Origin of the sequence: Oceanibaculum indicum P24 (assembly GCF_000299935.1) — a bacterium.
In the GTDB taxonomy this organism is placed as follows: Bacteria; Pseudomonadota; Alphaproteobacteria; order Oceanibaculales; family Oceanibaculaceae; genus Oceanibaculum; species Oceanibaculum indicum.
Genome location: NZ_AMRL01000010.1, coordinates 20,755 through 46,548 on the forward strand (window position 1 = coordinate 20,755; position 25,794 = coordinate 46,548).

Genomic DNA, 25,794 nt, shown 5'->3' on the forward strand with positions numbered 1-25,794 from the left:
TCTGCCGCCCGGCCAGCCAGGCGCGCAGCGCCGGGGCCAGTTCCGCAAGCGAGGCAGCCTCAATAGCGAGGCGGCACTCCAGCGCCTCCCGCCCGATCTGCAGCGTGTGGGAAATGTCCGCTAGCGCCGGCACGGCACCGCTGCCCGCTGCCACAACCGGGCCGGCAAGCTGCCGCAGAGTCGCCGCCGGGGTAAAGCGGGCGGCGTCCAACGCCTGCCCGAAGCGATCCTCCGCCCAGCCTTTCAGCGCCAGCAGTTGCGCCAGCTCTATGCCGTAGGACTCCAGCGGCTCGTCAGCGTCGATCTCGGCTTCCCCAACCGCCAGCAGTTCCGCCAGCTTCGCGCGCCAGATGGGCAGCACATCGCCTGCCGGAACGGGGCGCTCAGCCTCGACAAAGGCCAGCAGCCGCTCGGCCATTTCGCGCAGCCGCTCGGGATCGCGCGCCGACAAAAGCACCGGCAGCGGCGCGGTGCCCCCCGCCTGCCTTGGCGCTTCCGCCACCGGGAAAGAGGGCGTCGGCCATTCCTCGATAATCGCATGGGCGTTCGCCCCGCCCGCCCCGAAGGAGGACAGGCCGGCGATGCGGGGGCGGCCCTGCCAAGGTGCGAGTTCCTGCTGCAACCGGAAGGGCGAGTCCGCCAGCGCCAGGTTCGGGTTCGGCACGCTGGCGTGCAGCGTCGGCGCCAGCTGACCGTGGTGCATCTGCAGCAGGATCTTGGTGAGGCCCGCGATGCCCGCCGCTGCCTCCAGATGGCCGATGTTGGACTTCACCGAGCCCAGCGCGCAGAAGCCGCTGGCACCAGTGTCCTTGCGGAAGGCCTGGGTCAGCCCGTCCAGCTCGATCGGGTCGCCCAGCGCCGTGCCGGTGCCATGCGCCTCGATGCAGGTGACTTCATCGGCAGACAGGCCGGCCTTCTCCAGCGTCTCGCGGATCAGGTCGCGCTGCGCCGCCGGGCTGGGCACGGTATAGCCGTTGGCATGGCCGCCATGGTTGATCGAAGTGGCGCGAATCAGCGCATGGATGCGGTCGCCATCGGCCAGTGCCCGCGACAGCGGCTTCAGGATGACGCAGCCCACACCCTCGCCCGGCACGAAACCGTCGCCGCCCGCGCCGAAGCTCTTGCAGCGGCCTTCCGCGCTCAGCATGCGGGCGGCACTCAGCTCGACGAAATTGGCCGGGTGCAGATAGAGGTTCACGCCGCCGGCCAGCGCCACCTCGCAACTGCCGGCACGCAGATGGGCGCAGGCCTCGTGGATCGCGGTCAGCGAGGAGGAGCACATGGTATCGACCGGCAGGCTGGGGCCGGAGAGGTCCAGCGCGTGCGATACCCGGTTGGCGACCGAGGCGAAGGAGGTGCCAGGCCGTACCATCGCCCCGCCCTCGCTGCGGAACGGCCCATGCAGCGCATAGCCGGTCTTGGTCACGCCGGCAAACACGCCGACGCGGCCATGATGCTGGCGCGCCAGCCTTGTCGGGCCATAGCCGGCATCCTCGAACGCCGCCCAGGCGGCCATCAGGAACAGCCGCTCCTGCGGGTCCATCGCCGCCGCGTCGCGCGGGGAGATGCGGAAGAAGAACGGGTCGAAATCGGCGAAACCCTCCAGGAAGCCGCCCCATTTCGCATAGCTGCGGCCGTTCGCCACCGCCTCATCGGCATTCGCCTGGAAGAAGCCTTCCATGTCCCAGCGCTCGGGCGGAATCTCGGTGATGGCATCGCGGCCCGCCGCCAGATTGGCCCAGAAGGCGTCAAGGTCGGGCGCACCGGGATAACGCCCGCTGAGGCCAATGATGGCGATGGGCTCGTCCTGGGAAACCGGCGCGGCTGTAGCGCGCGCCACCGGCTGGGCGGCAACCGGTACGGAAGCGGCGGCCATATTCAGACCGGTCCAGCGCCGGCACGCGTCCGTCTTTGCCGCTGCCAGATGCGTGGCCAAAGCGGCCAGCGTGCGATGCTCGAACAGCAGCGTCTTGGGCAGCGCGCCGAACGGTCCTTCCAGCGCCGCATTCAGCCGGGTCACCATCAGCGAATCGATGCCGTATTCTTCCAGCGGGCGGGACGGATCGATGCCGTCCGCCGGCAGGCCGCTGGCCTCCGCGAATATCTGGCGCAGCCGCTCCGCCACCCGGTCGCGCAGCGCGGTATCCGAGGATGTCATCGGTGCGGCCTGCGGCAGCGCCGGCCGGTCGGCGGCAGCAAAGAAGCTGCGAATGCGCTCCCCCTCCCCGGCGATCACGGCAAGGCGCAGCAGGCCGGCGGCCAGCGCGCGGCGCAGCAGGCCGAGCCCGTCCGCCGTTTCCAGCGGGCGCTGGCCCATGCGGCGGAACAGCTCCGCCTCGACCGATTCATCGACGCGCATGCCGCCCTCGCGCCACAGCGGCCAGTCGATGGCCAGCAGCGGCGCGCCCTGCTGCTCCGCCCCCTCGCGTTCGGCCAGCGCATCCAGGAAGCCGTTGGCGGCCGCGTAATCCGCCTGTCCCGGATTGCCGACCGCCCCGGCGAGCGAGGAGAACAGCACGAAGGACGGCTTTACCGGCAGGTCGCGGCAGGCGCGCCACAGCGCCAGCGTGCCCTTGAGCTTCGGCGCCAGCACGGTCGCGAGATCCTCTGACGATTTGCGCAGCGCGTAGCCGTCGCGCAGCATGCCGGCGGCCTGCACCACCCGGTCGAGACGACCGTGCGCCGCCGCGACCTCCCGCACCAGCGCGGCGACGGCGGCCTCATCGGCGATATCCACCTGCCGGTATTCGGCCTTTGCGCCCAACCGCCGCAATTCCTCAAGGAAAGCCTGTCGCTCCGCATCCAGCGCCGCGCGCCCGGTCAGCACCAGAACGCTCCCCGGTGCGGATTCGGCAATATCGCGCGCCAGCAGCCGGCCCAGCCCGCCCATGCCGCCGGCAATCAGCGTGACCGCGCCTTCCTGCCAGGACACGCCTTCGGCGGGCAGGATCGCATCGTTCCAACTGCGCACGCAGCGTTGGTCGGCGCGGTAGCGGACATGGCGGTCGCACGGGCCTGTAGCCTCCGCCGCCAGCAGCCGGGACGCCTCGGCCGGCGCGATACCGGCGGGCAGGGTGATGGTTTGGCCGAGCAGCCGTGGATGTTCGGCGGCGATGCTGTCCAGCATCGCGCCAAGGCCGGCAAACAATGCAGCTTCACCCGCATCCGGCACGGCAAGCTGCACGAGCACCTGTCCCTCGCCCGGCGCGCGCAGCGCCTGTTGCACCGTGCGCAGCAGCATATCCGCCAGCGCGCCATAGGAAGCGCCGATCTCCGCAGGCAGGGACGGGGCAATAAGCTCAACGCCCGGCAACGTCGCAATGCCGATGCCGCCCGCCACCATGATATGCCGCGCGTGTGCGGTGCCGGCTGGAACCAGCGGCGCCTCAACCCAATGCGGCACCAGCGCCGTCACCGTTTCCGCCTGTACGCCCGGAATCCAGTAGCGCGTCTCGGCGAAGCGGTGCGGTGGCAGGGGCTGGCGGCGCGGCGCGGAAACCGGCTCATAGGCTTCCAGCACGACATGCGCGTTGCTGCCGCCGAAGCCGAAGGAACTGATTCCGGCCCGGCGCGGCAGGGTGCGGCCCTGCGCGTCGCGGCGCACCGGCCAGTCCTGAGTCTCCACCGCCAGCCGGAAGGGCGAGCCGGCAAGCTCCAGATGCGGGTTGGCCACGGCGCAATGCAGCGAGGCCGGCAGCCGGCCCTGCCGCATCGCCAACAGCATTTTCACGACGCCGGCCAGCCCGGCAGCAGCCTCCAGATGGCCGATATTGGATTTCACCGAGCCCAGCAGGATCGGCGGCAGGCTAGCGGAATTTCCGCCGGTCAGCGTGTCATAGGCCAGCCGCAGCCCGTTCGCCTCCACCGGATCGCCCAGCGCCGTGCCGGTGCCATGCGCCTCGATACAGGCGATGCTGGCCGGATCGATGCCCCGCATGGCGCGGACCACCAGATCGGCCTGCGCCTTCGCATTCGGCGCGGTCAGCGAGCCGGCGCGGCCGCCATGATTCTCCGCCCCGCCGACCAGCAGCCCGAGGATGCGGTCGCCATCGCGTTCGGCAGCGGCCAGCGGCTTCAGCAGCAGCGCCACCACGCCTTCGCCGCGTGCATAGCCATCGGCCCCGGCGCCAAAGCTCTTGCAGCGCCCCTCCGGGCTCAGCATGCCGGCCTGATGCGGCCCCTCGAACCCTTCCAGCGCCAGCGTCAGATTGACCCCGCCGACCAGCGCCGCGCCGCAGCGCCCCGACCGCACCGCATCGGCGGCGCGCAGCAGCGCCACCAGCGAGCTGGAACAGGCGGTATCCACCGCCTCGCTCGGCCCGTTCAGATCGAAGAAATGCGACAGCCGGTTCGCCACCATCGCCAGCGAATTGCCGGTGGCGACATAGCCGTCGCTGGCGACGCCATGGTCACGCAGCAGGGCGGCGTAATCCTGCGCCGTCACCCCGACAAAAACGCCGGTGTCGCGCGGCAGCTCCTCCGGGCGGTAGCCGGCATCCTCCAGCGCCCGCCAGGCGGTCTCCAGCATCAGACGCTGCTGCGGGTCCAGCCGCTCCGCCTCGACCGGGGAGATGCGGAAGAAGCCGGCATCGAACCGGTCGATATCGACAAGGAAACCGCCGCGTTTCGGAAAGCCCGCCCGTTCCAGCCGCGCGCGGTAATCCGCGCCATAGCGCGCCAGCGGCAATTCACCGGTGAGGTCGTCGCCGGCCAGCAGCCGGGCGAAGAATTCCTCGGCCGTTGCCGCGCCGGGGAAGCGACCGGCCAGTCCGATGATCGCCACCGCGCCGTCCGGCGGAGACTGGCGGGCCGTGACCGCCGGCTGCGCGGCCACCTTCAGCGGCACCACGGCGGGCTTTGGTACCGTCGCTCCCGCCGCAACGCGGTGACGGCTGGCGAGGTGGGCGGCCAGCGCCTCGATATGCTCGCACTCGAAGAACACCGCCGGCGACAGCGTGACCTTGTAGGCCTCCGAAATCTCCCCGGCAAAACGGGTCAGCGAGATTGAATCGAAGCCCAGCTCGTAGAACAGCTCGCGCGGGTTCAGCTCCTCGGCGGGGAATTTCAGGATCGCCGCCGCCAGCGCGCGCAACTCGCCCACCAGCCCATCGGCGGCATTCGCCGTGGCCAGCACCGGCGCAGGGGCCGCACGATCCAGCGCATCGGCCGCCGCGAAGCGCACCCCGTCCAGCGCGCCCAGCACCGCGCCGCCGGCATCGAACAGCCGCACCACATAGGCGCCGTCGCCCTGCGGCCGGACCAGCAGCCGCGCGGTCTCGTCCACCCGGTCGCCCAGCACCGCCGACGCGATCCCGGCCAGCAGCGGCGGCGTCTCCGACGGCGGCGTATCGAACAGCACCGCCTGATAGAGCGCGGCCAGCACGCGCGGCGGCAGCTGCATATTGCGCTTGAAGATATCCTGCTGCGGATGTTCCCGCGCGAGGTCGCACAACATACCCCCGCCGGTCAGGTCCAAGGCGCGTTCCACCACTTCCAGATAGGGGCCGAAGCCATAACCGCGTTCGGCCAGCCTTGCCGTGAAAGCCGCGCCATCCAGCGCCTCGCCGGTTGCGGGCACGCTCTCCGGCGGCAGGGCGGTGGAGGCCGCCTGCACCAGCGCCTCGGCATAGGGTGTGCGGGTGCCCGCCGCATCCGCCATCTCCAGCCGGACCAGCAGCCCGTCGCCCTGCGGATCAAGCGCGGCATGCAGTTCCGATCCATCCGCCCAGGCCGGCGCGCCGCGCACGGCAAGGTCGCGCAGCGACAATGGCCCGGCCAGCCCTGCGACGCGACCCAGCACCAGCGCGATCTCCACCGCGACGGTCGGCAGGATGCTGCGCGTCCGGCCCTGCGTGAAGCTGTAATCCAGCAGCTCGCCCGGATGGATCGCGGTCGTATAGCGCAAACCCTCCAGGCCGGAGCGATTCACGCCGATAAAGGGATGCAGCTTCGATGCCGAGCCCAGCGGATTGACCACCGAGGGCGCATCGGCAAATTCCGGATACCAGCAGCGCACCCGCTCGAGCGGATAGGCCGGCAGCGAGATGCGGCGCGGCTGCCGCCCTTCGTGCAGCATATCCCAGTCGATGCTGGCCCCCGCCGCCCAGGCTGCACCCACCCGGTCGAGCGCCCGCGCACCGATATCCTGCCGCAGCCGCGCCGCATCAGCGGGCGGCTCCACCTCCAGAATGCTGCGCACAAAATGCCAATGCGGGGCGGGGCGCGGGTCCGGCCCCGGCGATGCCATGAAAGCCGCCAGCAGCGCCGGGACGCTGGCGATATCGTCGGCCACCAGCGCCAGCCGGCAGGGCAGCTCGTTGCGGCCGGTCTGCAGCGTATAGGCAAGGTCCGCCAGCACCAGGTCCGGATGGGCTGCAACATGGTCCCGCATCCGCGCCAGCAGCCGGATCAGCGCCGCCTCCGACATTGCGGAGAACACCAGCAGCTCCGCTCCTGCCGGCATATCCAGGCGCGGCGGTGCGGCATGTTCCTCGATCAATATGTGCGAGTTCATGCCGCCGGCACCGATTGAGGTGACACCGGCACGGCGCGGCAGTTCCCGCCCGGCGGCATCGCGCGGACGGGTCCAGGGCGCCAGTTCGCGCTGTACCCGGAACGGCGTGTCGGCGAATGGGATGTTCGGATTCAGCACTTCGGCATGCAGCGACGGCGCGATCTGGCCGTGGCGCAGCTGCGCCAGCACCTTGGCGATGCCGGCCACCCCGGCGGCGGCCAGCAGATGCGCGACATTCGACTTCACCGTGCCCAGCGGGCAGAAGCCCTTGGCATCCGTGTACTTGCGGAAGGCCTGGGTCAGCGCCTTCACCTCGATGGGGTCGCCCAGCGCCGTGCCGGAGCCGTGCCCCTCCACATAGGAGATGCTGGCCGCATCGATGGCGGCATCCTCTAGCGCCTGTTCGATGGCGGCGGCCTGCTGGTGCGGGTTCGGCACGGTGAAGCCGTTGCGCACGCCGGCATTGCTGATGCCGCTGCCGATGATGACGCCGTAGATATGGTCGCCATCGCGTTCCGCATCGGCCAGCGGCTTCAGCACCAGCGCGCCCACGCCCTCGCCGAGGATGGTGCCGTCGGCGCCCAGCCCATAGCCCCTGATCTTCTCCGCCGTCTTGCTGGTGAAATGCTCCTGCGAGGTGGCGATCAGCTTCTGCGGATGCAGCAGCAGGCTGACCCCGCCGGCCAGCGCCATCTTGCAGCGCCCGGCGCGCAGCATATGGACGGCCTCATGCACGCAGGTCGAGGAGGCCGAGCACATGGTGTCGAGAAAATAGGACGGGCCGGTGAAGCCGTAGAAATAGGACACCATGTTCGGCACGGTGCCGGTATAGCTGCCGCTGGCCAGCGCGCCGCGCACCAGCATGTTCTGGAAGCCGTAGAGGTCGTACTCGTTGGTCATCGAGCCGACCAGCACCGCGACATCGCCGCCATAGCGCGCCTGCATGTACTCGCGCGAATAGCCGGCATCCTCGAAGGCTTCGACGCTGGCCTCCAGGAACAGCCGCACCTCCGGCGACATCAGTTCCGCCTCATGCTGCGAGATGCGGAAATAGCGCGGATCGAACCTGTCGATATCCTTCAGGAAGGCACCGGTCTTCACCACCGTCTTGCCGAGCACGTCGCGTTCCGGGTGCAGCAGTGCCGCATGGTTCCAGCGCTCGGCGGGATAGGCCTCGAACCCGTCCAGCCCGTTCGACAGCATCTCCCAGAACTCGTCCTGGCTGGCGGCGCGGGCGACGCGCAGCGACAGGCCGACGATGGCGATGTCGTGTTGGTCCTGCTGCTGTCGATCATCCGGGCGCGGCGCGGCGGAAACTTTAGCGGGCGGCTCGGCGGTTAGCGCGGCAGCCGGCGCCGCTTTCGGCTTTGATGCGCCCGGTAAGGCGGCCATCAGCGCGGCGCGGCGCTCCTCCACCAGATGCGCGGCGATGCCGGCCAGATCGACATATTCGAAGAACAAAGTCTTGGAGAGCGGCCCCAGCGCCTCCTCCAGCTGCGCCGTCGCCTCGACGATGGTGATGGAATCGAGGCCGTATTCCTCCAGCTTCCGGTCGGCGCGCAGCTGCGCCGGGTCCATCTGCAAACGCTCCGCCAGCACCTCTTTCAGGAAGGCGATGGTGCGCGCGGTAAGGTCGCCATCGTCGGTGGGGATCGGTTCAGCGGCAGGCGGCGGCGTTTTCTCCGCAACCGGTGCCGGCTCGGCCAGCAGTGCACCGATGCGGTCGCGCGCACCATGCAGCACCACCTGCCGGGGCGCAGCAGCCGCAAAGGCGCGGTCCAGCGCCCCGAGGCCCGCCGCCGTCGGCATCGGCACCGTGCCGAAGCGCCGGGCAAGCGCCGCCAGCCCTGTTGCATCGACGCTCATGCCGCCCGCTTCCCAGAGCGGCCAGCCGATGGAAAGGGTAACACCGTGACGCTCCCCAGCCTCGGCAAGCCGGGTGCGATGCTCGGCGAAACCGTCGAGGAAAGCATTACCGCCGGCATAATCGCCCTGTCCGGCATTGCCGAAGCTGGCGGCGATCGAGGAACAGAGCAGCAGGAAATCGAGGTCGCTATCGCGGGTCGCGCGGTCGATGTTCAGTGTGCCGGCGATCTTCGGCATCAGTACCGGCGCGATGCTGTCCGCCGCCTTGGTCAGGATATAGCCATCATCCAGCAGGCCGGCGGCATGGATGATGCCCTTCAGCGGCCCGATATCGGTTTCGATGCGCGCCACCGTCCTTGCCACCGCTTCCGCATCGGTGACGTCACAGGCTTCGAGATGCACCTCGGCACCGCCCGCGCGCAAGGTCGCCAGCGCCGCTTCCGCCGCCGCGTCCGGGGCGATCCGGCGGCCCGACAGCACGAGGTGCCGCGCGCCGCGCGCCGCCAGCCAGCCGGCGAGGATCAGTCCCAGCCGGCCCAGCCCGCCGGTGATCCAGTAAGCAGCCTCGGGATTCAGCGTCGGTGCATTACCCACTGGTGAAATTTCTTCCGGCTGCCAGGCGAAGCGCGTGCCGGCGGCATTATGGCGCAGCTCGGCGGCATCATCGACGGCTGTAGCCTCCACCGCCAGCACCCCGGCCAGCCGGTCGATATCCGCCGCACCTTCCACCGCCACCAGCGCGCCGGAGAATTTCGGATTCTCCTGCGCTGCCGTGCGCAGCAGCCCGGCCAGCGGTGTCGCCAGCCAGGCCGGCGCCTTCGGTCCGGCCAGCACGAGGAAGCGCTGCGGCAGCGCCGGCTTGGCCCGCATCCGCGCCGCCAGCGCGCCATGCAGATGCCGGAACCAGCCGGTGGCACGCGCGGCAGGATCGGGAGCCTCTGGCAGTGCCTCGACCGGCAGGCCGGTGCGCGCGGCAAGCTGTGCCGCCATGTCCGACGCGAAACCGGCGAGGTAGATATGCGTCTCGCGTGGGATGGGGTCTGCCTGTGCGCGCCGTTCGACCCAGCGCCCGGCCAGATGCACGGTCGGCGCCTCGGCGCTTTCCGCCGCCGGCACCATCTCGTCCATCGTCTTAGGCGCGACCAGTCGCAGCGCCAGATCGCGGAAGGCAAGACAGGGCTTGCCGTCCTTGTCCGTCAGGTCGATGTCGAGGCGCACCACCGCATCGCTGCGTACCGACCCGGCGACGCGGCGGACATGGGCGTGCATGACCGGCGTGCAGGGGCCGTGCATCTCGATCCGGCCGCAGGCAAAGGGCACGGCGCTGCCGGTGGGGGTGTCATTGTCCAGCGCGATCCAGGCCTGAATGGCGGCGTCCAGCAGCACCGGATGCAGCGGCAGCTGCGCCAGCGTGCCATGCAGCAGGCGGCCCAGCCGCAGCTCCGCCAATACGCCCCCGGCACCGCGTCTTACCGCGCGCAGCGCCTGGAAGGCGGGGCCATGGGCAACGCCGCTCGCCACCAGCCGGCGATAGCACTCGGCGGGATCGATGGTTTCCGGCAGCGAACCGGCCAGTGCGGCGAGGTCCAGCGCCGGCAGCGGCTCCAGCAGTGCCAGGCGCAGCACGCCCTGCGCGTTGGTGGCACCCTCCGCTGTGGAGATTGTGAAGCCGAAGCCGCCTTCTGCCTGCGGCTGCAGCCGTGTCTCCACCGCGACCGGAACGGACCCGGCGCGAATCGGGCGGGTCCAGCTCACCTGCTCGAAACTCAGCCCCTCGGTCAGCGGCGCGCCGCCGCGCGCCTGTTCCAGCGCCGCTCGGGCCGCCTCAAGGCAGGCGACGCCGGGCAATATCTGCTGCCCGCCGACATGGTGATCGGCCCAGTAGAAAGCCTCGCGCCCAAGCTGCGAGATGTAACGCGGCCCGTCGAGACCTGACAGGTTGCGCTGCGCCAGCGGGTGCGGGAAGGCTTGCGTATCCTTGCCGGCGAGCGAGGCATCCATCCAGTAGCGGTGCCGCGCGAAGGGATAGAGCGGTGCATGGATGCGGCGCGGCGTCTGGCCGTCTGTGTAGAGCGCGGACCAGTCCACATCCTCCCCGGCGCGCCAGCGCGCGGCGAGGTCGGCATGAGGAGCGTCCTCCAGCGCGTTACCGGCGAGGAAATTTTCCAGCGCTTCGAGCAGCCCATCCCGGTCGCTGGCGACGACAGCGGCGCGGGCCTCCATCGGCTCTCGCGCGGTCTGGAACGTGTAGGCGAGATCGGCCAGCGAGAGGCTGTCCGGCGCATCCCGCAGCCAGTCGCGCAGCCTTTCCGCATAAGCCGCGAGACGGTCCTCATCGCGGGCCGAGATCGGCAGGATGACGGGACCGTCAAAACCACCCGCATCGGTGCGGACAGGCGCTTCCTCCAGCAGGGCATGGACGTTGGCGCCGCCGAACCCGAAGGAGCTGATGCCGGCCAGCCGGGGCCGATCAGGATCGTGGGGCCAGTCGCGCCGCTCCGCCTGGATGCGGAAGGGCGAGCCGCTGAGGTCGATCAGCCGGTTCAGCGTCTGGAAGCCGACATTGGCCGGCAGCGCGCCATGGCGCAGCGCGGCCAGCAGCTTGGCGATGCCGGCAACGCCCGCCGCCCCTTCCAGATGGCCGATATTGGTCTTCACCGACCCGATGCCGCAGCTTTCCGGCGCGGGCTCGGTGTCCGCCGCCGCATGCAGCGCGGCGAAGGCCTGCTTCAGTCCGGCGATCTCGATCGGGTCGCCCAGCGGCGTGCCGGGGCCGTGCGCCTCGATATAGCTCACGCGGTCCGGCGTCACGCCCGCGGCGCGATGCACGGATTCGATCAGCGACGCCTGTGCGTCCGGGCTGGTGACGGTCAGCGAGCTGGTGCGCCCGCCATGATTGACGCCGATGCCGCGGATCACCGCATGGATCGGGTCGCCATCGGCCAGTGCCCGGTCCAGCGGCTTCAGCAGCAGCACCCCGCCGCCTTCGCCACGCACATAGCCATCGGCGCGGTCGTCGAAGGCCTTGCCGCTGCCCTCCTTCGACAGCATGCCGGCCTTGGAGAAGGCAACGAAATGGTTCGGCGACCAGGCGAGGTTCACGCCGCCGGCCAGCGCCATCTCGCAATCGCCGGCGTCGAGCGCACGCACCGCCTCGTAGATCGCCGTCAGCGAGGCGGCGCAGGCGGTGTCGTTGGCGATGCTGGGGCCGTGCAGATCGAAGAAATGCGACACCCGGTTGGCGATGATCGAGAAGGCGATGCCGGTCGGCATATAGGCGTCGGTCTGCGCCAGGTGCTTTTCCAGCAGCTCCGCATAATCCCAGTGGCACACGCCCATATAGACGCCGGTGCGGCTGCCGGCGAGCTGGGAGGCGCGATAGCCCGCATCCTCGATGGCGTGCCACGCCATCTCCAGCGCGAAACGCTGCTGCGGGTCCATCCAGGCGGCCTCGCGCGGCGATACGCTGAAGAAGGGCGCATCGAAGCAATCGGCCTCCTCGATGAAGCCGCCCCAGATGCTTGCTGTTTTATTCCCGGACGCCGGATTGCCGTGCAGGGCCGCCTTGTCCCAGCGCCCCTCCGGCACTTCCGAGATCAGCGAGCGGCCCGCCGCCAGATGGCGCCAGAACTGGTCGAGCGTATCGGCCTTGGGCAGGCGCAGCCCGATGCCGATGATGGCGACGGGGCGGCTCATGATCCGCCCTCCCCCAGCAGGATGGAGAAGCGGCGGGAAAGCAGGCTGGCGGTCTCCGCCATCAGCCGGTCGGCGATGATGTCGGGATGGCGGTTGCGCCAGCTTGCCAGTTCGCTGCCCGCGACCCACTGGTTGAACGCCCCCAGCGCCGGGCCGCAATGCACCTGGAAATCGACCTTGTGCTCCAGATCGCCGGCCAGTGCCCAGCGCGTGGTGTCGCGGAAATAGCGCTTGAAGACCAGCGCCATGCGGTGCTTGGGCTGGCGCTCGGCGCGCTCCACCTCGGCGGCGCGGTAGCTCGCCTTCACATCGGCGAACACCTCGTCAAAGCTGCGCTTGAAATAGCGCTCCTCGATCTGCCGGCGCAGCGCCGGCTCGATCTCCTCCAGCGATTCGTGCTGGCGGTACAGGGAGACCAGCTTGTTGGCGCGGGCCGGGAAGAACAGCCCCTTCTTCAGCACCTGCACCTTGGAGCCCATCTCGAACATCTCGCCGGAGGGGGCGTAGTCTGTATCATAGACATTCATGCCTTCCAGCATGTCCTTCACCGCGTCGCTGGTGCCGGCCTCCACGGTGCACTGGTTGATCGATCCGGTGAGGATGAAATCGGCCCCCAGCACGAAGACGGCAGCCGCCGCCTCTGGCGTGCCGATGCCGCCGCCGGCGCCGACATGGATGCGCGCGAAACCGGGGAAGCGCGCCTGTGCGTCATCGCGCACCTTCAGGGTCGCCGGGATCAGCGTGAAAGGCATGCCCTGGTCGGTATGGCCGCCGGAATCGGACTCGACGCACAGCGCATCGGCCATCGGCACTTCGCGCAGCAGCGCCGCCTCGTCCGGCGTGATGCCGCCCGACTCCAGCAGGCGGGTCAGCAACCGCTCCGGCGCCGGGGAGAGGAACTGCGCTGCCACATCGGGCCGGGAAATCTTGGCGACGATGCGGTTGGCAGCTTTTATCTTCCCGCCCTCGCGGCTCAGCCCCTTGGCGCGGTAGCGCACCAGCGCCGGCGTCACCTCCATGAAGGCGGAGGCCTCGATCACCCGCACCTCATGGCGCAGCAGCAGGTCGGCGAGGTCGTCCTCCAGCTGCGGGAAATTGGCATGGGCGATGAAATTCATGCCGAAGGGCGCGCCCGGCGGAATCTCCGACCGGATGCGCTGGATCGCCTGTTCGACCGCCGGCATCGGCAGCCCACCGGCCCCGAAGAAGGCGAGCAGCCCGGCCTTCGCCATGCGGATCACCAGCTCCGCCGAGGCGATGCCCTGATACATGGCGCCGGCAGCATAGGCGTATTTCACGCCGAAATCCTCGCGGAAACTTGCCGAGCCCAGCGTCGCGGCGCCGAAGCCGGCGGCCTTGTGGCGCGTGCCATTCATGCGTGTGGGCGCTTCCACGGTCGGCGCTTCCGCTGTCTCTTCCGCTGCCAATTCGGCGGCGTCCAGCGGCCCGGCCTCCAGCTGGGTGCGCTTCACCATCGGCTTCACCACTGCACCGCCGGCCGGTCCCAGCTCCTCGAAATCCTCGAAGGCGAGGCCCTTGGCCAGCAGGTAGCGGATGCTGTCGCTCCAGCGCACCGGGGCGGTGATCTGCTCGGCCATCAGCCGGGCAATCGCGTCTGGCCTGTGCGGGCGCGCGGTCACGTTGGAGATCACCGGCACTTGTGGCGCGCGGAACTCGATATCGGCGAGGAACCGGGTGAAGGCGTCACGCGCCGGCTGCATGAAGGGCGTGTGGAAGGCGCCGCTGACCTGCAGCACACGGTAATGCGAGGCGCCGGCCTCCAGGAACAGCGGCTCGGCGGCCACCACCGCCTCGCGCTTGCCCGACACCACGATCTGCTTCGGCGTGTTCACATTGGCGGCGAAGATATCGGTCAGCCCATGCCGGCGGATGATATCCTCGACCTGCGCTGCCTCCAGTCCCAGCACCGCCGCCATGCCGCCGCCCGTCGCCTCGGCCATCAGCGCGCCGCGCTTCTGCACCAGCCGCAGACCAGTCTCGAAATCCACCACGCCGGCGGCGAACAGGGCGATATATTCGGCAACGCTGTGGCCCAGCAGGTAATCGGCCTTCGCCCCGTCCGCCACGCGCTTCAGCCAGGTCAGCGCGCCGACGACATAGAGCGCAGGCTGGGTGAACTGCGTTTGCGTCAGCCGCTCCATCGGGCCGGTCAGGCACAGCTCACGGATCGAGTAGCCGAGCACGGAATCGGCACAGGCGGTCTGTTCGGGGAAGGCCTCGAACAGCCCCTCCCCCATGCCGATGCGCTGAGCGCCCTGACCCGGAAACAGGAAGGCCTTCATGGCGCCTCCATCTCGCTGCCCTGGCGCTGCCACTCGACCCTGCCGAGATCGAGCTTTACCACCCGATCCGCCAGATGCCAGTAGCGCTCATCATGGGTGACCGCGATGACGGTCTTGCCCTGCGCCTTCAGCCGCTTCAGCACAGTATTGTAGAAATAGGCGCGGAAGTGAACGTCCTGCTCGGCCGACCATTCGTCGAACACATAGATCGGCCGGTCCTCCAGCAATGTCGCGATCAGCGCGAGGCGCTTGCGCTGGCCGGTGGACAGATGCGTGGTCGAGAAGCGCCCGCCCTCATAGCGCACCTTCCCGGCCAGCCCCATCTCCTCGATCATCAGATTGACCTGCTCGGCCGGCACATTCTCCAACCCGTACAGCCGGTCGAACAGGTGAAAATCGACGAAGATGGCCGCGAACAGCTCGCGGAAGCCGGCCACGTCGCGGCCGACCATCGGCGTCTCATCCACGCGGATCGATCCGGCCTCCGGCGCGTACAGCCCGGTCATCAGGCGCAGCGTCGTCGATTTGCCGCTGCCATTGCCACCGACCAGGAACAGCGTCTCGCCACGCTGCACGGTAAGGTCGAGCGGCCCCAGCGTGAAGGTGCCGGCCCCGGTCGCATCGCGGTGGGTGAAGGTCAGCGCCGAATAGCCGAGCGTCCGGAAATCGCGATAGGCCGCCGCTGCCGTGCGCGCGTCGGACGGGCTCAGCATGTCGGCGGCGCCCAGCTGGCGCTCGATCTCCAGTACGCCCTGCAGGCTGACCTCGGCGCGCACGAACATCGGCGACTGGCTGACGATCTTGGCAAACGGCGCCACGCAGAACAGCAGCACCGGGATCAGCTGGAAGACGATGTCCCCGTGATTGCCGACGAAGTGCGGGAAGCCAAAACCGACAATGCCCAGCATGGCGAAGATGACCGCGCTGCTGAGCAGGATCATCGCGGTCCATTGTTCGCCGGAATCGATCAGCGTCGCTTCCGTGGCGCGCGACAGCTTGCGGTAGGACTGGAACACCGACTCGTTCTTTCGGCTGTTCAGCCGCAGTTCCTTGCTGCCATTGATGATGTCGCCGATGGCGTCGAGCAGGCGCGCCTGGAAGCGATGCAGCCGGCGCAGCGTATCGCCCATCCGCTCGTTGATCCGGTGATAGGCGATGACGCCGGCAAACACACAGATCAGGAAGACCAGGAAGGCCGCCGGCGACAGGTACAGCAGATAGGCCAGCGAGATGACCAGCAGGATCGCCTGCTGGAAGGAATCGACCAGCAACGGAAAGGTCACCGACAGGTAGTTGGTTTCCTGCGACACCAGCGTGTAGAGCTGGCCACGCCGCAGCTGGTCCACATCGCGCAGCTCGGCCCGGCGCAGCCGGTCCATGACGCCCAGCCGCAGCCGGTTCAGCAGCACCTCGATGATGTGGTTGGCGCGCAGCAGGGCGAATTTGTTGGCCTGGTAATAGGCCACGAAGGCCAGCACGAACACCAGCGCCGTGGTCAGGTCCGGCCGTTCGGCCACCGCCACATGCTGCGCCACCTCATTGACGATCACCACCAGCAGCGCATTGGCCAAGCCGGCGATCACGGTCAGCAGGCCCATGATCTGCAGCGGACGGCGGCCGGCCCGCAGGATGAAGTCGAGCAGCGCCATCAGCTGTCCCCCATCCCATCCCCGACCGGGCTCATCTTGCCGAGGTCGAGATGCAGGCGGCGGTCGCAGCGATGCCAGTAGCGGTCGTCATGCGTGACCGCCAGCACCGCCTTGCCGCGCCGCTTCAGGTCGGGCAGCAGCTCGCTGTAGAACACGTCGCGGAAATGCGCGTCCTGGTCGGCCGCCCATTCGTCGAACAGATAGATTTCGCGGTCTTCCAGCAGCGCGGCGATCAGCGCGAGGCGCTTGCGCTGGCCGGTCGAAAGCTCGGTGCTGGAGAAGCGGCCATTCTCGAACCGCACCTTGTCCGCCAGCTCCATGCGCGCGATCAGCGCGGTCACCCGGTCGGGATCGACATCCTCCAGCCCGTGCAGCCGGTCGAACAGGTGGAAGTCCGGGAAGATGGCGGAGAACAGCTCGCGATATTCCTGCCGGCTTTCGTCTGTCACCGGCACCCCATCGACCAGGATGCGGCCGTCATCCGGCGCATAGAGGCCGCATACCAGCTTCATCGCCGTCGATTTGCCGCTGCCATTGCCGCCGGTCAGGAACACGATCTCGCCATGGCGCAGCGCGAAATCCCATGGGCCGGAGGTAAAGCTTGGCGTGCCGTCCGGGCCGCGATAGGTGAAGCGCACCGCCTCGAAGCTGATGGTCCTGAAACCCCGGAAGCGGGACTCCTCAGGCGCCGTCACCGCATGGCCGGCGCCGCCCAGCCGGTTGTCCAGCCGCCGCTCCAGCCGGAACACATGGCCAAGCCCGACATCCGCCTTGGAGAAGATCGGTGCCGCCGCGGTCAGCCCGGTCACCGGCCCGACGCAGAAGATCGACACCGCCACGATCTTGTAGACCGTGTCCGAATAGCCCTCGAAGAACATCGGCAGGATGAAGACGACCAGCCCGACCAGCGCATAGAGGAAGGCGTTGGCGAACTGCAGCAGCACGACCCATTTGCCGCCGACGCCGATCACCGTCGTCTCCAGCCGGTCCAGCACGCCGGCGAAATGCCGGAACAGCGAATCGTTCTTGTCGGCGTTCAGGCGGATTTCCTGGAAGCCCTCGGTGAAGTGCGACACCGATTCCAGCATCGCCGCCTCACAGACATAGACCTCCTCCATCGCCTCGGCCAGCACCTTGCGGCGCAGCCAGAAGATGTACAGGCCGATGATGGTGAAGGCCGTCATCACCAGGAAGGAGACCAGCGACAGGGTGGCGATGTAGAGCAGGCAGAAGATCAGCAGGAAGACGCCCTGCGCGGCATTCACCAGCAGCGGGAAGCTCTGCGAGAGATGGTTGATCTCCTGCGCCACTGTCGCATACAGGTCGCCATGGCCCAGATTCTCGATGGCGCGCAGATCGGCCCGGCGGATTTTGCCGACGACGCGCAGCCGGAGTGCGCTCAGCCGGTGCTGGACGAACTGGTTGGCCTGGCGCAGCGAGGCTCGGTCGGCGACGTAATAGAAGGCGAAGACGCAGAGATAGAGCAGCAGCATCTGCAGGCCGACCGGCACCTGCTGTTCCGCCTGCTCCGCGACGTGATTGATCAGCGCGATCAGCACGACGTTCGACAGGCCGGACAGGCAGGTAACGAGCAGCAACCCCCGATAGGCCTGGGGCGATCCGCTTTGAAGCAGGCGCAGAATATACATGCGTGCGGGCCGACCCCAATTCCCTGACAATCACGGTTCTTGCCGGAACGCAGCGTGCCACGCCCCGGTGCCGAGTACACGAGTATTAACCCATTGGCAAAAATGCGCAAAAAATACATTTGTGATAAATAGATAAAAAGCCGCTTGACGATGCCGCGCGGGCTGTCCGGGCCCTTGCCGGCGCAGACAGGCCGGACGAACCGCTGTAGAATTGATCCTGCTGCCCCGGAGTGCCGACTTCCCTCAACCGACTTTCCCGGAAGCTTTTGAGAACATGGAAAAAATTCGCGCCTTCATCGAGGAACAATTCCTCATCGAATATGACGAGAGCTTCCCCGAGGACACCAACCTGTTCAAGGAAGGGGTCATGGATTCCTTCGGCTATGTGCAGCTCTGCCGCTTCCTGGAGCAGGAGTACGGCTTCCGTTTCACCGAGGCGGAGATGACCGGCAATGTGCTGGTCAGCCTGACTCAGATCCGCGACTTCGTGGCGCGCAAGACCGCCCCTACCGCCAGCTCCGGTAACTGACCATGTGCGGCATCGCCGGATTTCTGGGGGCGGCGCATGAGCCGGCGGCATGGCCGGAGACGATCCGCACCATGCTGACCGCCATCGGCCATCGCGGACCGGATGCCATGGGCCATATGCTGGACGACCGCGCGGCGCTGGGCACCGCACGATTGTCAATCATTGACATAGCCTCTGGCATCCAGCCGATGGGCGACCCCAGCGGGCGCTACTGGCTGGCCTATAATGGCGAGGTCTATAATTACCTGGAGCTGCGCGCCGAACTGGAAGCCGCCGGGTGCGTGTTCGAGACCCGCTCCGATACCGAAGTGGTGCTGCAGGCCTGGCTGCATTGGGGCGCAGCCTGTCTGCCCCGCTTCAATGGCGGCTTCGCCTTCGCGCTTTATGACCGTGCCAGCGGCCGGCTGGTGCTGGCGCGCGACCGCTATGGCAAGCGGCCCTTGTTCTATCTGCGACGCGGCGGGGAATTCTATTTCGCCTCGGAGATGAAATCCTTCTTCGCCGTGCCCGGCTTTACCTTCGAGCAGGATGCCGAACAACTGGCCTCGATCCTCGCCTGCTGGACGCCGCTGCCCGACCAGACCGGCTTCAGGGGCATCGACAGCCTGCCGATGGGCGAGTGGATGAGCGTCGAGAACGACACCGTCAACCGCCATCGCTATGAGGCGCTGTCCTTCGATACGGCGGAGAGCGTAGCCAGCGAAGCCGAGGCGCTGGAGCTGATCCGCGAGCGGCTGCGAGCCAGCGTCGCCCTGCGGCTGCGCAGCGATGTGGAGGTCGGCGTCTATCTGAGCGGCGGCGTCGATTCCGCGATCACCGCCCTGCTGGCGCAGCGCGAGAGCCGGCATGCGCTCTCCACCTTCTCGGTCGCCTTCGAGGATGCCGCCTTCGACGAATCCCCACAGCAGCGCGAGATGGCGGACTTCCTGGGCAGCCGCCATCAGGCGCTGACCATCAGCCATGGCGATATCGCCAGCGCCTTGCCGGATGCCGTGTTCCATGCCGAGGTGCCGGCCTTCCGCTGCGCCTTCGTGCCGATGTACCTGCTGTCGCGCCTGACCCGCGATGCCGGCATCAAGGTGATCCTCAGCGGCGAGGGGGCGGACGAGGCCTTCCTCGGCTACGATCTGTTCAAGGAGGTGCTGCTGCGCCGCGCCTGGAACCATCTTGGCGAGGATGTGCGGCGCGACCGGCTGGGCAGGCTCTACCCGCACCTCGCCCATTACGGCCCGCAGGAGATCGCAGCCCTCACCGGTCTCTACCAGCAATTCGCCGAGGAGCGGATGCCCGGCCTGTTCTCGCACGAGATGCGCTTCCAGAATGGCCGCTTCGCCGCGCGTCTGCTGCGCGATGCCGGCGACCCGTTCGCCGCGATTTCCCGGCTGGTCGCCGGGGCGCCGGGCTATGGCGCGATGAGCGATATCCACAAGGCGCAATGGCTGGAATACCGGACGCTGCTGGCGGGGTATCTGCTGTCCACCCAGGGCGAGCGGATGAGCCTGGCGCATGGCGTGGAGAATCGCTGCCCGTTCCTCGACCCGGCGGTGGTCGCGGCGGCCAGCGCCACCAACCTGCGCTTCGATGACGGGGTCGAGGAAAAGCGCCTGCTGCGCCTCGCCTTCGCCGACGAACTGCCCGCTTCCATCGTGACCAAGCGCAAATTCCCCTATCGCGCGCCGGACAGTGCGGCCTTCGCCAGCGCCCGGCCGGACTATCTGGAGGCGCTGCTGTCGGAATCCGAACTAACGAAGCTGCCCTTCCTGGATGCGAAATTCGCAAAACGCCTGACCGACAAGGTGCTGAACCGCCCGGCCGGGGAGATCGGCACCAAGGAGGACCAGTGCTTCGTCTTCCTGCTGTCCATCGCCCTGCTGGACCGCTACTTCGTCCGCCGCGAAGGTGCGGGCCTGACCCGCGTGGTGCCGCCGCAATCGCGCGCCATCGATCTGCGCGGCAAGCCGCTGGCGGCCTGAGGCTTTACGCTTCCCCCTTTATGCTTCCCAGGGGAACTTCATCTCCGTCACATAGCGGCGGATGTTCCGCTGCACCTCGGCATCGGCGAACATCTCGCGGTTCGCGGCCAGCGCCGCATCGCGGCCGCGCGCCAGACTGTCGTCGGTCGCCGCGCGGTGCGCCTTGTAGCGCGCGATGGCGGGCCGGCCCAGATGGCGTAGCCGCTGCAGATGCCGGCGCAGCAGCGCCTCCGCCTCGTCGCCCAGCGCATCGACCAGCCCCCAGCCGGCGGCCTCCTCGGCGGGCAGCGGGCGCGTCATCAGCGTCATGTAATGGGCCTTCTGCGCGCCGATGCGCCGCGCGAGGAAGGGCAGCACACAGGCCGGGAACAGGCCGAACAGCATCTCCGACAGGCCGAAGCTGGCGCTGCGGTCGGCCAGCACGATGTCGCAGGCGGCGGCCAGCCCGACTCCGCCGGCATTGGCCCGCCCGCGCACCAGCGCCACGCTGACGAACGGGCCTTCCGCCAGCCGCCGCCAGAGATCGTAGAGCGCCGCCGGGTCGAGCGTCTCGCCCGAGGCCGTCGCCTCGAAATCCCCGCCGGCACAGAAGCTGTCGCCCGCCCCTTCGAGGACCACAATCGTCGCCCCCTCTGCCTCGCAGCGCGCCAGCTCGGCGCCGAGGTCCGCCACCATCTGGGCGTTGATCGCGTTGCCGGCCTCCGGCCGGTCGAGCCGCAACCGGGCGATGCCCTTGTCGATCTCCAGCCGGATTGTCTCGCAGTTCATGCCCCCTCCCTTATCACCAGCGCCGTATCCACCCCGCCGAAGCCGAAGGAGAGTTTCAGCGCCGTGCGGATGGTGCGCTCCTCCGGCGCGCCGCGCACGAAGCCCATCGCCGGGTCCTGCGGGTTGTCGAGATGGCGGGTCGGATGCAGCCGCCCGTCGCGCATCTGGATCAGCGTGGCCGCCAGCTCCACCGCGCCTGCCGAGGCCAGCCCATGGCCGATCAGCGACTTGGTGGCGTTGATGCGGGCATGGTCCAGTCCCGCCGCACGGAGCGCCGCCAGCTCGGTCGCGTCGCCCAGCGGCGTGCCGGTGGCGTGGGCGTTCACATACTCGATATCCTCGGGCGGCAGTCCGGCCATCGCCAGCGAAGCGCGGATTGCCGCCAGTTCGCCCTCCATTGAGGGTTCCGGCCCGCGATTGCCGCTGGCCAGATGCGCCCAACCGGCCAGCGTACCGTAAGGCACCTCAGTGGCAATATCCGCCCGGCACAGCACCAGCGCCGCTGTTGATTCGCCATAGACGAAACCGGCATGGTCGCGGTCGAAGGGCCGGCAGACTTCCGCCAGCGCACCCAGCGCCTGGAAACCCTGCAGATCGAGGCAGGAGACATCCTGCAGCGCCCCCAGCGCGATGCAGGCATCGACCCGCCCGCTGCGCACCGCCTCCGCCGCCTGGATCACCGCGACCGCGCCGCTGGCCGACGCCCCGCCGACGCTCATGGTGAAGCCCCGGATCGGAAACGCCGAGGCGCACAGCCCGGCGATATCGGTATCGAGGAACATATGGCCGTGGCGCGGCGGCCAATAGGCCATGCGGCCGGCATAGTCGCGCTGCGCCAGCATCTGCTCGCGCGCCATTAGGTTGCTGCCGCCGACCACCAGCCCGATGCGCGCCGGGTCGAGCGCCTCCAGCCCGGCCTCGCGCCAGGCCTCGTCCAGCACGGCGATGGCGGCGCGGCCCGGCAGGCCCGCCGTACGCGCGATGCGGGCCGGCAGCAGCTCCGGCGGGTCGGGCAGTTCGAGACCGATGAAGGAAGAGGTGCCGTCCGGCAGCTGCCGCCCGTCGCGGCGCAGCGGACTGATGGCGGGCGCCTCCCCGAACAGCACGTCGCGCAGGGCTTGCTTGCCATAGCTCCGGCCGGCGGCAACGCCGATACCGGCAATGACGATGGAAGCTGGATTACCCTGCGCGCTTGGCATGCAGCAGATCGGCCAGCTCGCCGATATTGCGCGGCCCGTGCAACTGCACCATCGGGATATCGAGGCCGAGTTCCTCTAGCGTCGCCAGCACGATCTCGCTGCGCTCGATAGAATCGAGGCCGAGATCGGCCATCGCATCGGCACGGCCAATGGGATGGTCCGCGAGATCCGGCACCACAATGCGGATCTGCGAAATGATGATGCTGAGGATGGCGTCGCTGTCCAAATCCCGGCCCTTCCGTCCTAGATCCAGTCGTAGAGCCGGTGATACCCTTCGATGGCGCGCAGGACAAGCCGCTGGCCATTAGAACCGCCGCCCTCATACACTTGCCAGGCACCCGGCACGATGCCGCGGTCCGGCAGCGCGTCGCGCAGGCCGAAGCGCAGCGTGCTGTTGCCGCGCAACAGCCGCTCATACTCCTCGATGGACAGGCGGTAGCGGGCATCCATCGCCGCATCGATGCCCATCGCGCGCAGCCGGCGCTGCCCGTCGGATGTGGCCACGCCGCTGTAGAATTCCGAGCAGCAGCCGGAGCCGTAGGAGAAGAAGCCGATGCGCTGCGGGCTGGCGAAATCGCCGGTCGCCAGCGTGCCGGCCAGCCCGAGGAATACCGACGCCCCCGCCGTGTTGCCGACGCGCTGGCCATAGGCCAGGCTGCCCGCCATGCGGCGCTGGAAATCCGCCTCGATCTCCGGCGGCGGGGTCTTGTAGAGCTTGCGCATCAGGTGCCGGTGCGCGCCCTTCACCATGCCGCCGAACGGGGTGTGGAAGCACAGATAGCCGAAGGTCTCGCGGAAATCCGCCCCCTCGACCCGGCGGGCATAATCCTTGTAGGCCTTCTCGCAGCAATCGAGATAGGCCATCAGTGAGAGGTCGGCGTCGCCGGCCTCGGTGTCCGGGCCGGGGCGGCAGGTATCCATCACCTCGAAGCCGTGATTGCCATAGGCGCCGGGATCGATGGCCAGCAGATGCGGCGTGTCGCTGACCAGCAGCGCCACCGCGCCGGAGCCGGAGCTGGGCTCGGAATAGGCCCATTCCTGGATCGCCGATTCGTCGGCCAGCGCAAAGCGCGAGATGTCGGTCGCCACCACCAGCGCCTTGGCGCCGGGCGAGGTCTGCGACAGCACGAAATTCACCGCCATCTGCAAGCCCGCCGTGCCGGAGTAGCAGGCCTGCTTGATCTCGAACAGGCGGCAATTGCCCGGCAGCCCCAGATAGTGGTGGATATAGGTGCTCATCGACTTGCCGAAATCGATGCCGGATTCGGTGCAGGCCACCACCATCTCGATGCGGTTGCGCTCCGCCGGGTCCAGCCGGTCGAGCAGCGGTTTCGCCGCATTCACCGCATAGCTGACAGGGTCCTCATAGGGCAGCGCTACCGTCTTCTCGCGCATCAGCAGATTTTCGAAGCGCGGCATGTCCAGCCCGCGATGCACGCAAAGTTCGCGCACATCCAGGCTGGCAGCACCGGCATAGACGTTCAGCGCCTCGATTCCGACAGCTCCGCTCACGCCGCTTCTCCCAGTTTGACGGGCAGGCTGGCAAGGCCGCGCGCGTTCAGCCGGTCGAGCCGCCATTCCGGCTCGCCCGCCAGTTCCATCCGCGGGTAACGGCTCAGCAGGCTGGTGAAGGCGATGCGCCCTTCAAGCCGCGCCAAGGGAGCGCCGATGCAGACATGCACGCCGCCGCCGAAGGTCAGGTGCGCGTTCGGCCGCCGCCCGACATCGAAATCGTCCGGCCGCTCGAACCGGCGCGGGTCACGGTTGGTGGCCCCGATCAGCCCGATCACCGGCGATCTGGCGGGAATGATGGTATCGCCGACCGGATAATCCTCGATGGCGACGCGCAGGATCATGTTGCCACCGGGCTCGCAGCGCATGAATTCCTCCAGCGCCGGGCGGATCAGCGCCGGGTCGGCACGCAGCCGCGCCATCTGGTCCGGGTGGCGCAGCAGCAGCAGCAGGCCGTTCCCAACCAGCGTCACCGTGGTCTCGTGCCCGGCCACCAGCATGGAGACGAGGTTGGTCAGCGTCTCCTCCTCGTCGGTGGTGCCGCTGTCATGCGCGCGGATCGCCATGTCCATCAGGCTCTCGCCCGGCCGCTTGCGCCGCTCGGCAATATGGCCGCGCAGGAAATCCTTGAACTCGGTCAGCGCGTTCAGTGCCTCCTGCTTCTGCTCCGGGGTCATCAAGATGTCGCCGATGCGGATCAGCGAGGCGCTCCAGCGCGCGATGGTCTCATCCATGCTCTGCGGCATGTCGAACAGATTGCACAGCACGCGCAGCGGCATCGGCCCGGCGAAGCCGTCGATCATGTTCACCGTGCCACCACGCGGTAGCGCGTCCAGCAGCCGGGCGGCCTCCGCCTCGATCATTACTTCCAGCGCCGTCATCGCCTGGGCGCGGAAGGCCGGCTCGTACACGCCGCGCATGCGGCCATGGTCGGGCGGGTTGGCGTTGATCATCTGCGGCTGGAAATCGCCGAACAGCCGGTAGCCGACCGGGTCATTCTGGCGGTAGGACTCCTCATACCAGCCGCCGCGCCACAGGCGGGTGTCGCGCCCCATCTCCGGCGCCTTCAGGATGCGCGAGAATTCCTCATGGCCGAGCACAAAATAGATGCCGCTGGCGGTGTCGAAATGCACCGTCCGCTGTTCACGGATCCGGTGCAGCGCCGGATAGGGATTCTGCAGGAAATCCCGGCTGGTCAGCAGCCCCCACCAGTCGATGGCGGCGGCCTCATCCGACAGGCTCACCTTTTCCCCCCGGTCGCCCCACGGCTGGCATAGATGTGGAACACCGGCGCGCCGCCCTGCGACAGCGGATGGCCGCCAATGCTGGTGCGGTAGCCGCGCCGCTTGAGGTCAGCCTCGATGGCCTCGGTTTCATCGCGGCCCAGATGCACCTCTACCATCAGCTGGCGAATCTTCGGCCAGTCGGACTCGGCGATGCCGGCCAGCACCTCCTTCTCCGCCCCTTCGGTGTCGATCTTCAGCAAATCGATGCCTGCCAGCCCGCGCGCGGCCAGCTGGCTGGACAGGGTGTCGATCTCGGCGGTCACACGCTCGGTGCGAAACAGGCTGTCGAGGAAATCGGCCTCTTCCATCCGCTCCGTCGTGCCGATGCGCTCGACAATTTCCCGCACCGCCTCGGAGGCACCGCTGCCGGCAAGGACTTCCCGCAGCCCGGCGGAGAGCTTCTCGCCAACCGCGCGGTTCGCCGTGGACAGGGCGGAGATGCCGGGGAAATAGTCGAATTCCAGCGTACCCGGCGCCCGGCCCAGCCCCAGCGGGATCGCCTCCGCTGGCGGCGTCAGCGCGGCGGCATTGCCGGCAAGGGCGGCAAAGGCAGCTGGCATCGGCTCATAGGCAAAGATACGGCCCTGCGCGCAGCGGTCGCGCAGATAGATCGCGAACAGCCCGATATTGGCGCCGACATCGAAATAGACGCCCTCCGCCGGCAGATCGATGCCGTGCGCGGCGAAATCCTCGGAGAAGATTTCATGCACCGAGAAATCCACCTCATACGGGTTCACGCACTGGATGGTGCGCCCGTCGGGAAGGGCCGTCGTCGTGGTCGCGCTCAAAGGGTTTCTCCCGCCGAAAATTCCCCCGAACGCTATCATGCGGAGGCGTCGCGGCAAGCAGA

Annotated in this window: 12 protein-coding genes (1 of these 12 only partly in view); 2 read left to right on the forward strand and 10 right to left on the reverse strand. The window is 68.4% G+C overall.

Translation table 11 applies throughout. The features are described 5' to 3' along the window. The 4 genes in view from P24_RS20025 to P24_RS09460 are tightly spaced (each overlapping or abutting the next) and all read right to left on the reverse strand, a layout consistent with a single transcriptional unit that may run on beyond the window. On the reverse strand, positions 1–12,076 hold the 5' portion of the coding sequence (locus P24_RS20025) for an SDR family NAD(P)-dependent oxidoreductase (protein WP_008944486.1). Its footprint begins 8,027 nt before the window's first position; only the first 12,076 of its 20,103 coding nucleotides appear in the window; its start codon is at positions 12,074–12,076; its stop codon lies beyond the left edge, outside the window. Next, positions 12,073–14,379, reverse strand: a complete 2,307-nt coding sequence (gene fabD, locus P24_RS09450) for an ACP S-malonyltransferase (RefSeq protein WP_008944487.1) — start codon at positions 14,377–14,379, stop codon at positions 12,073–12,075. Before fabD ends, P24_RS20025 begins: the two co-directional genes overlap by 4 nt. Further along, positions 14,376–16,028, reverse strand: a complete 1,653-nt coding sequence (locus tag P24_RS09455) for a cyclic peptide export ABC transporter (RefSeq protein ID WP_008944488.1) — start codon at positions 16,026–16,028, stop codon at positions 14,376–14,378. Before P24_RS09455 ends, fabD begins: the two co-directional genes overlap by 4 nt. After that, positions 16,028–17,677, reverse strand: a complete 1,650-nt coding sequence (locus P24_RS09460; RefSeq protein ID WP_008944489.1) for a cyclic peptide export ABC transporter — start codon at positions 17,675–17,677, stop codon at positions 16,028–16,030. Before P24_RS09460 ends, P24_RS09455 begins: the two co-directional genes overlap by 1 nt. 274 nt (positions 17,678–17,951) lie before the next feature. Between P24_RS09460 and P24_RS09465 the strand changes: the two genes are divergently transcribed. Both P24_RS09465 and asnB read left to right on the forward strand, forming a co-directional pair. Then, positions 17,952–18,206, forward strand: coding sequence for an acyl carrier protein (locus P24_RS09465; RefSeq protein WP_008944490.1), 255 nt, complete (start codon positions 17,952–17,954; stop codon positions 18,204–18,206). A gap of 2 nt (positions 18,207–18,208) precedes the next feature. Continuing rightward, complete coding sequence (asnB, locus tag P24_RS09470) at positions 18,209–20,179, forward strand: asparagine synthase (glutamine-hydrolyzing) (RefSeq protein WP_008944491.1); 1,971 nt, start codon at positions 18,209–18,211, stop codon at positions 20,177–20,179. Between the two features lie 18 nt (positions 20,180–20,197). On the opposite strand, the gene P24_RS09475 is transcribed toward asnB, so the two are convergent. From P24_RS09475 to P24_RS09500, 6 genes are read right to left on the reverse strand one after another with little or no spacing between them, the layout of a single operon-like run. Continuing rightward, the gene (locus P24_RS09475) at positions 20,198–20,947 is read right to left on the reverse strand and encodes an enoyl-CoA hydratase/isomerase (RefSeq protein ID WP_008944492.1); all 750 of its coding nucleotides are present in this window, start codon (positions 20,945–20,947) and stop codon (positions 20,198–20,200) included. Beyond that, the gene (locus P24_RS09480; protein WP_008944493.1) at positions 20,944–22,146 is read right to left on the reverse strand and encodes a beta-ketoacyl synthase N-terminal-like domain-containing protein; all 1,203 of its coding nucleotides are present in this window, start codon (positions 22,144–22,146) and stop codon (positions 20,944–20,946) included. Before P24_RS09480 ends, P24_RS09475 begins: the two co-directional genes overlap by 4 nt. Next, a complete protein-coding gene (locus tag P24_RS09485; protein ID WP_008944494.1) occupies positions 22,127–22,372 on the reverse strand; it encodes an acyl carrier protein in 246 nt (81 codons plus the stop codon). The genes P24_RS09480 and P24_RS09485 overlap by 20 nt, the downstream gene beginning before the upstream one ends. A 17-nt stretch (positions 22,373–22,389) precedes the next feature. Further along, positions 22,390–23,658, reverse strand: coding sequence for a hydroxymethylglutaryl-CoA synthase family protein (locus P24_RS09490; RefSeq protein WP_008944495.1), 1,269 nt, complete (start codon positions 23,656–23,658; stop codon positions 22,390–22,392). Further along, positions 23,655–24,902 (reverse strand): cytochrome P450, encoded by a 1,248-nt coding sequence (locus tag P24_RS09495; RefSeq protein WP_008944496.1) that lies wholly within the window; start codon positions 24,900–24,902, stop codon positions 23,655–23,657. The genes P24_RS09490 and P24_RS09495 overlap by 4 nt, the downstream gene beginning before the upstream one ends. Next, entirely contained in the window at positions 24,899–25,732 is an 834-nt protein-coding gene (locus P24_RS09500; RefSeq protein WP_008944497.1) for an FkbM family methyltransferase, read from the reverse strand. Before P24_RS09500 ends, P24_RS09495 begins: the two co-directional genes overlap by 4 nt. Between the last annotated feature and the right edge of the window lie 62 nt (positions 25,733–25,794).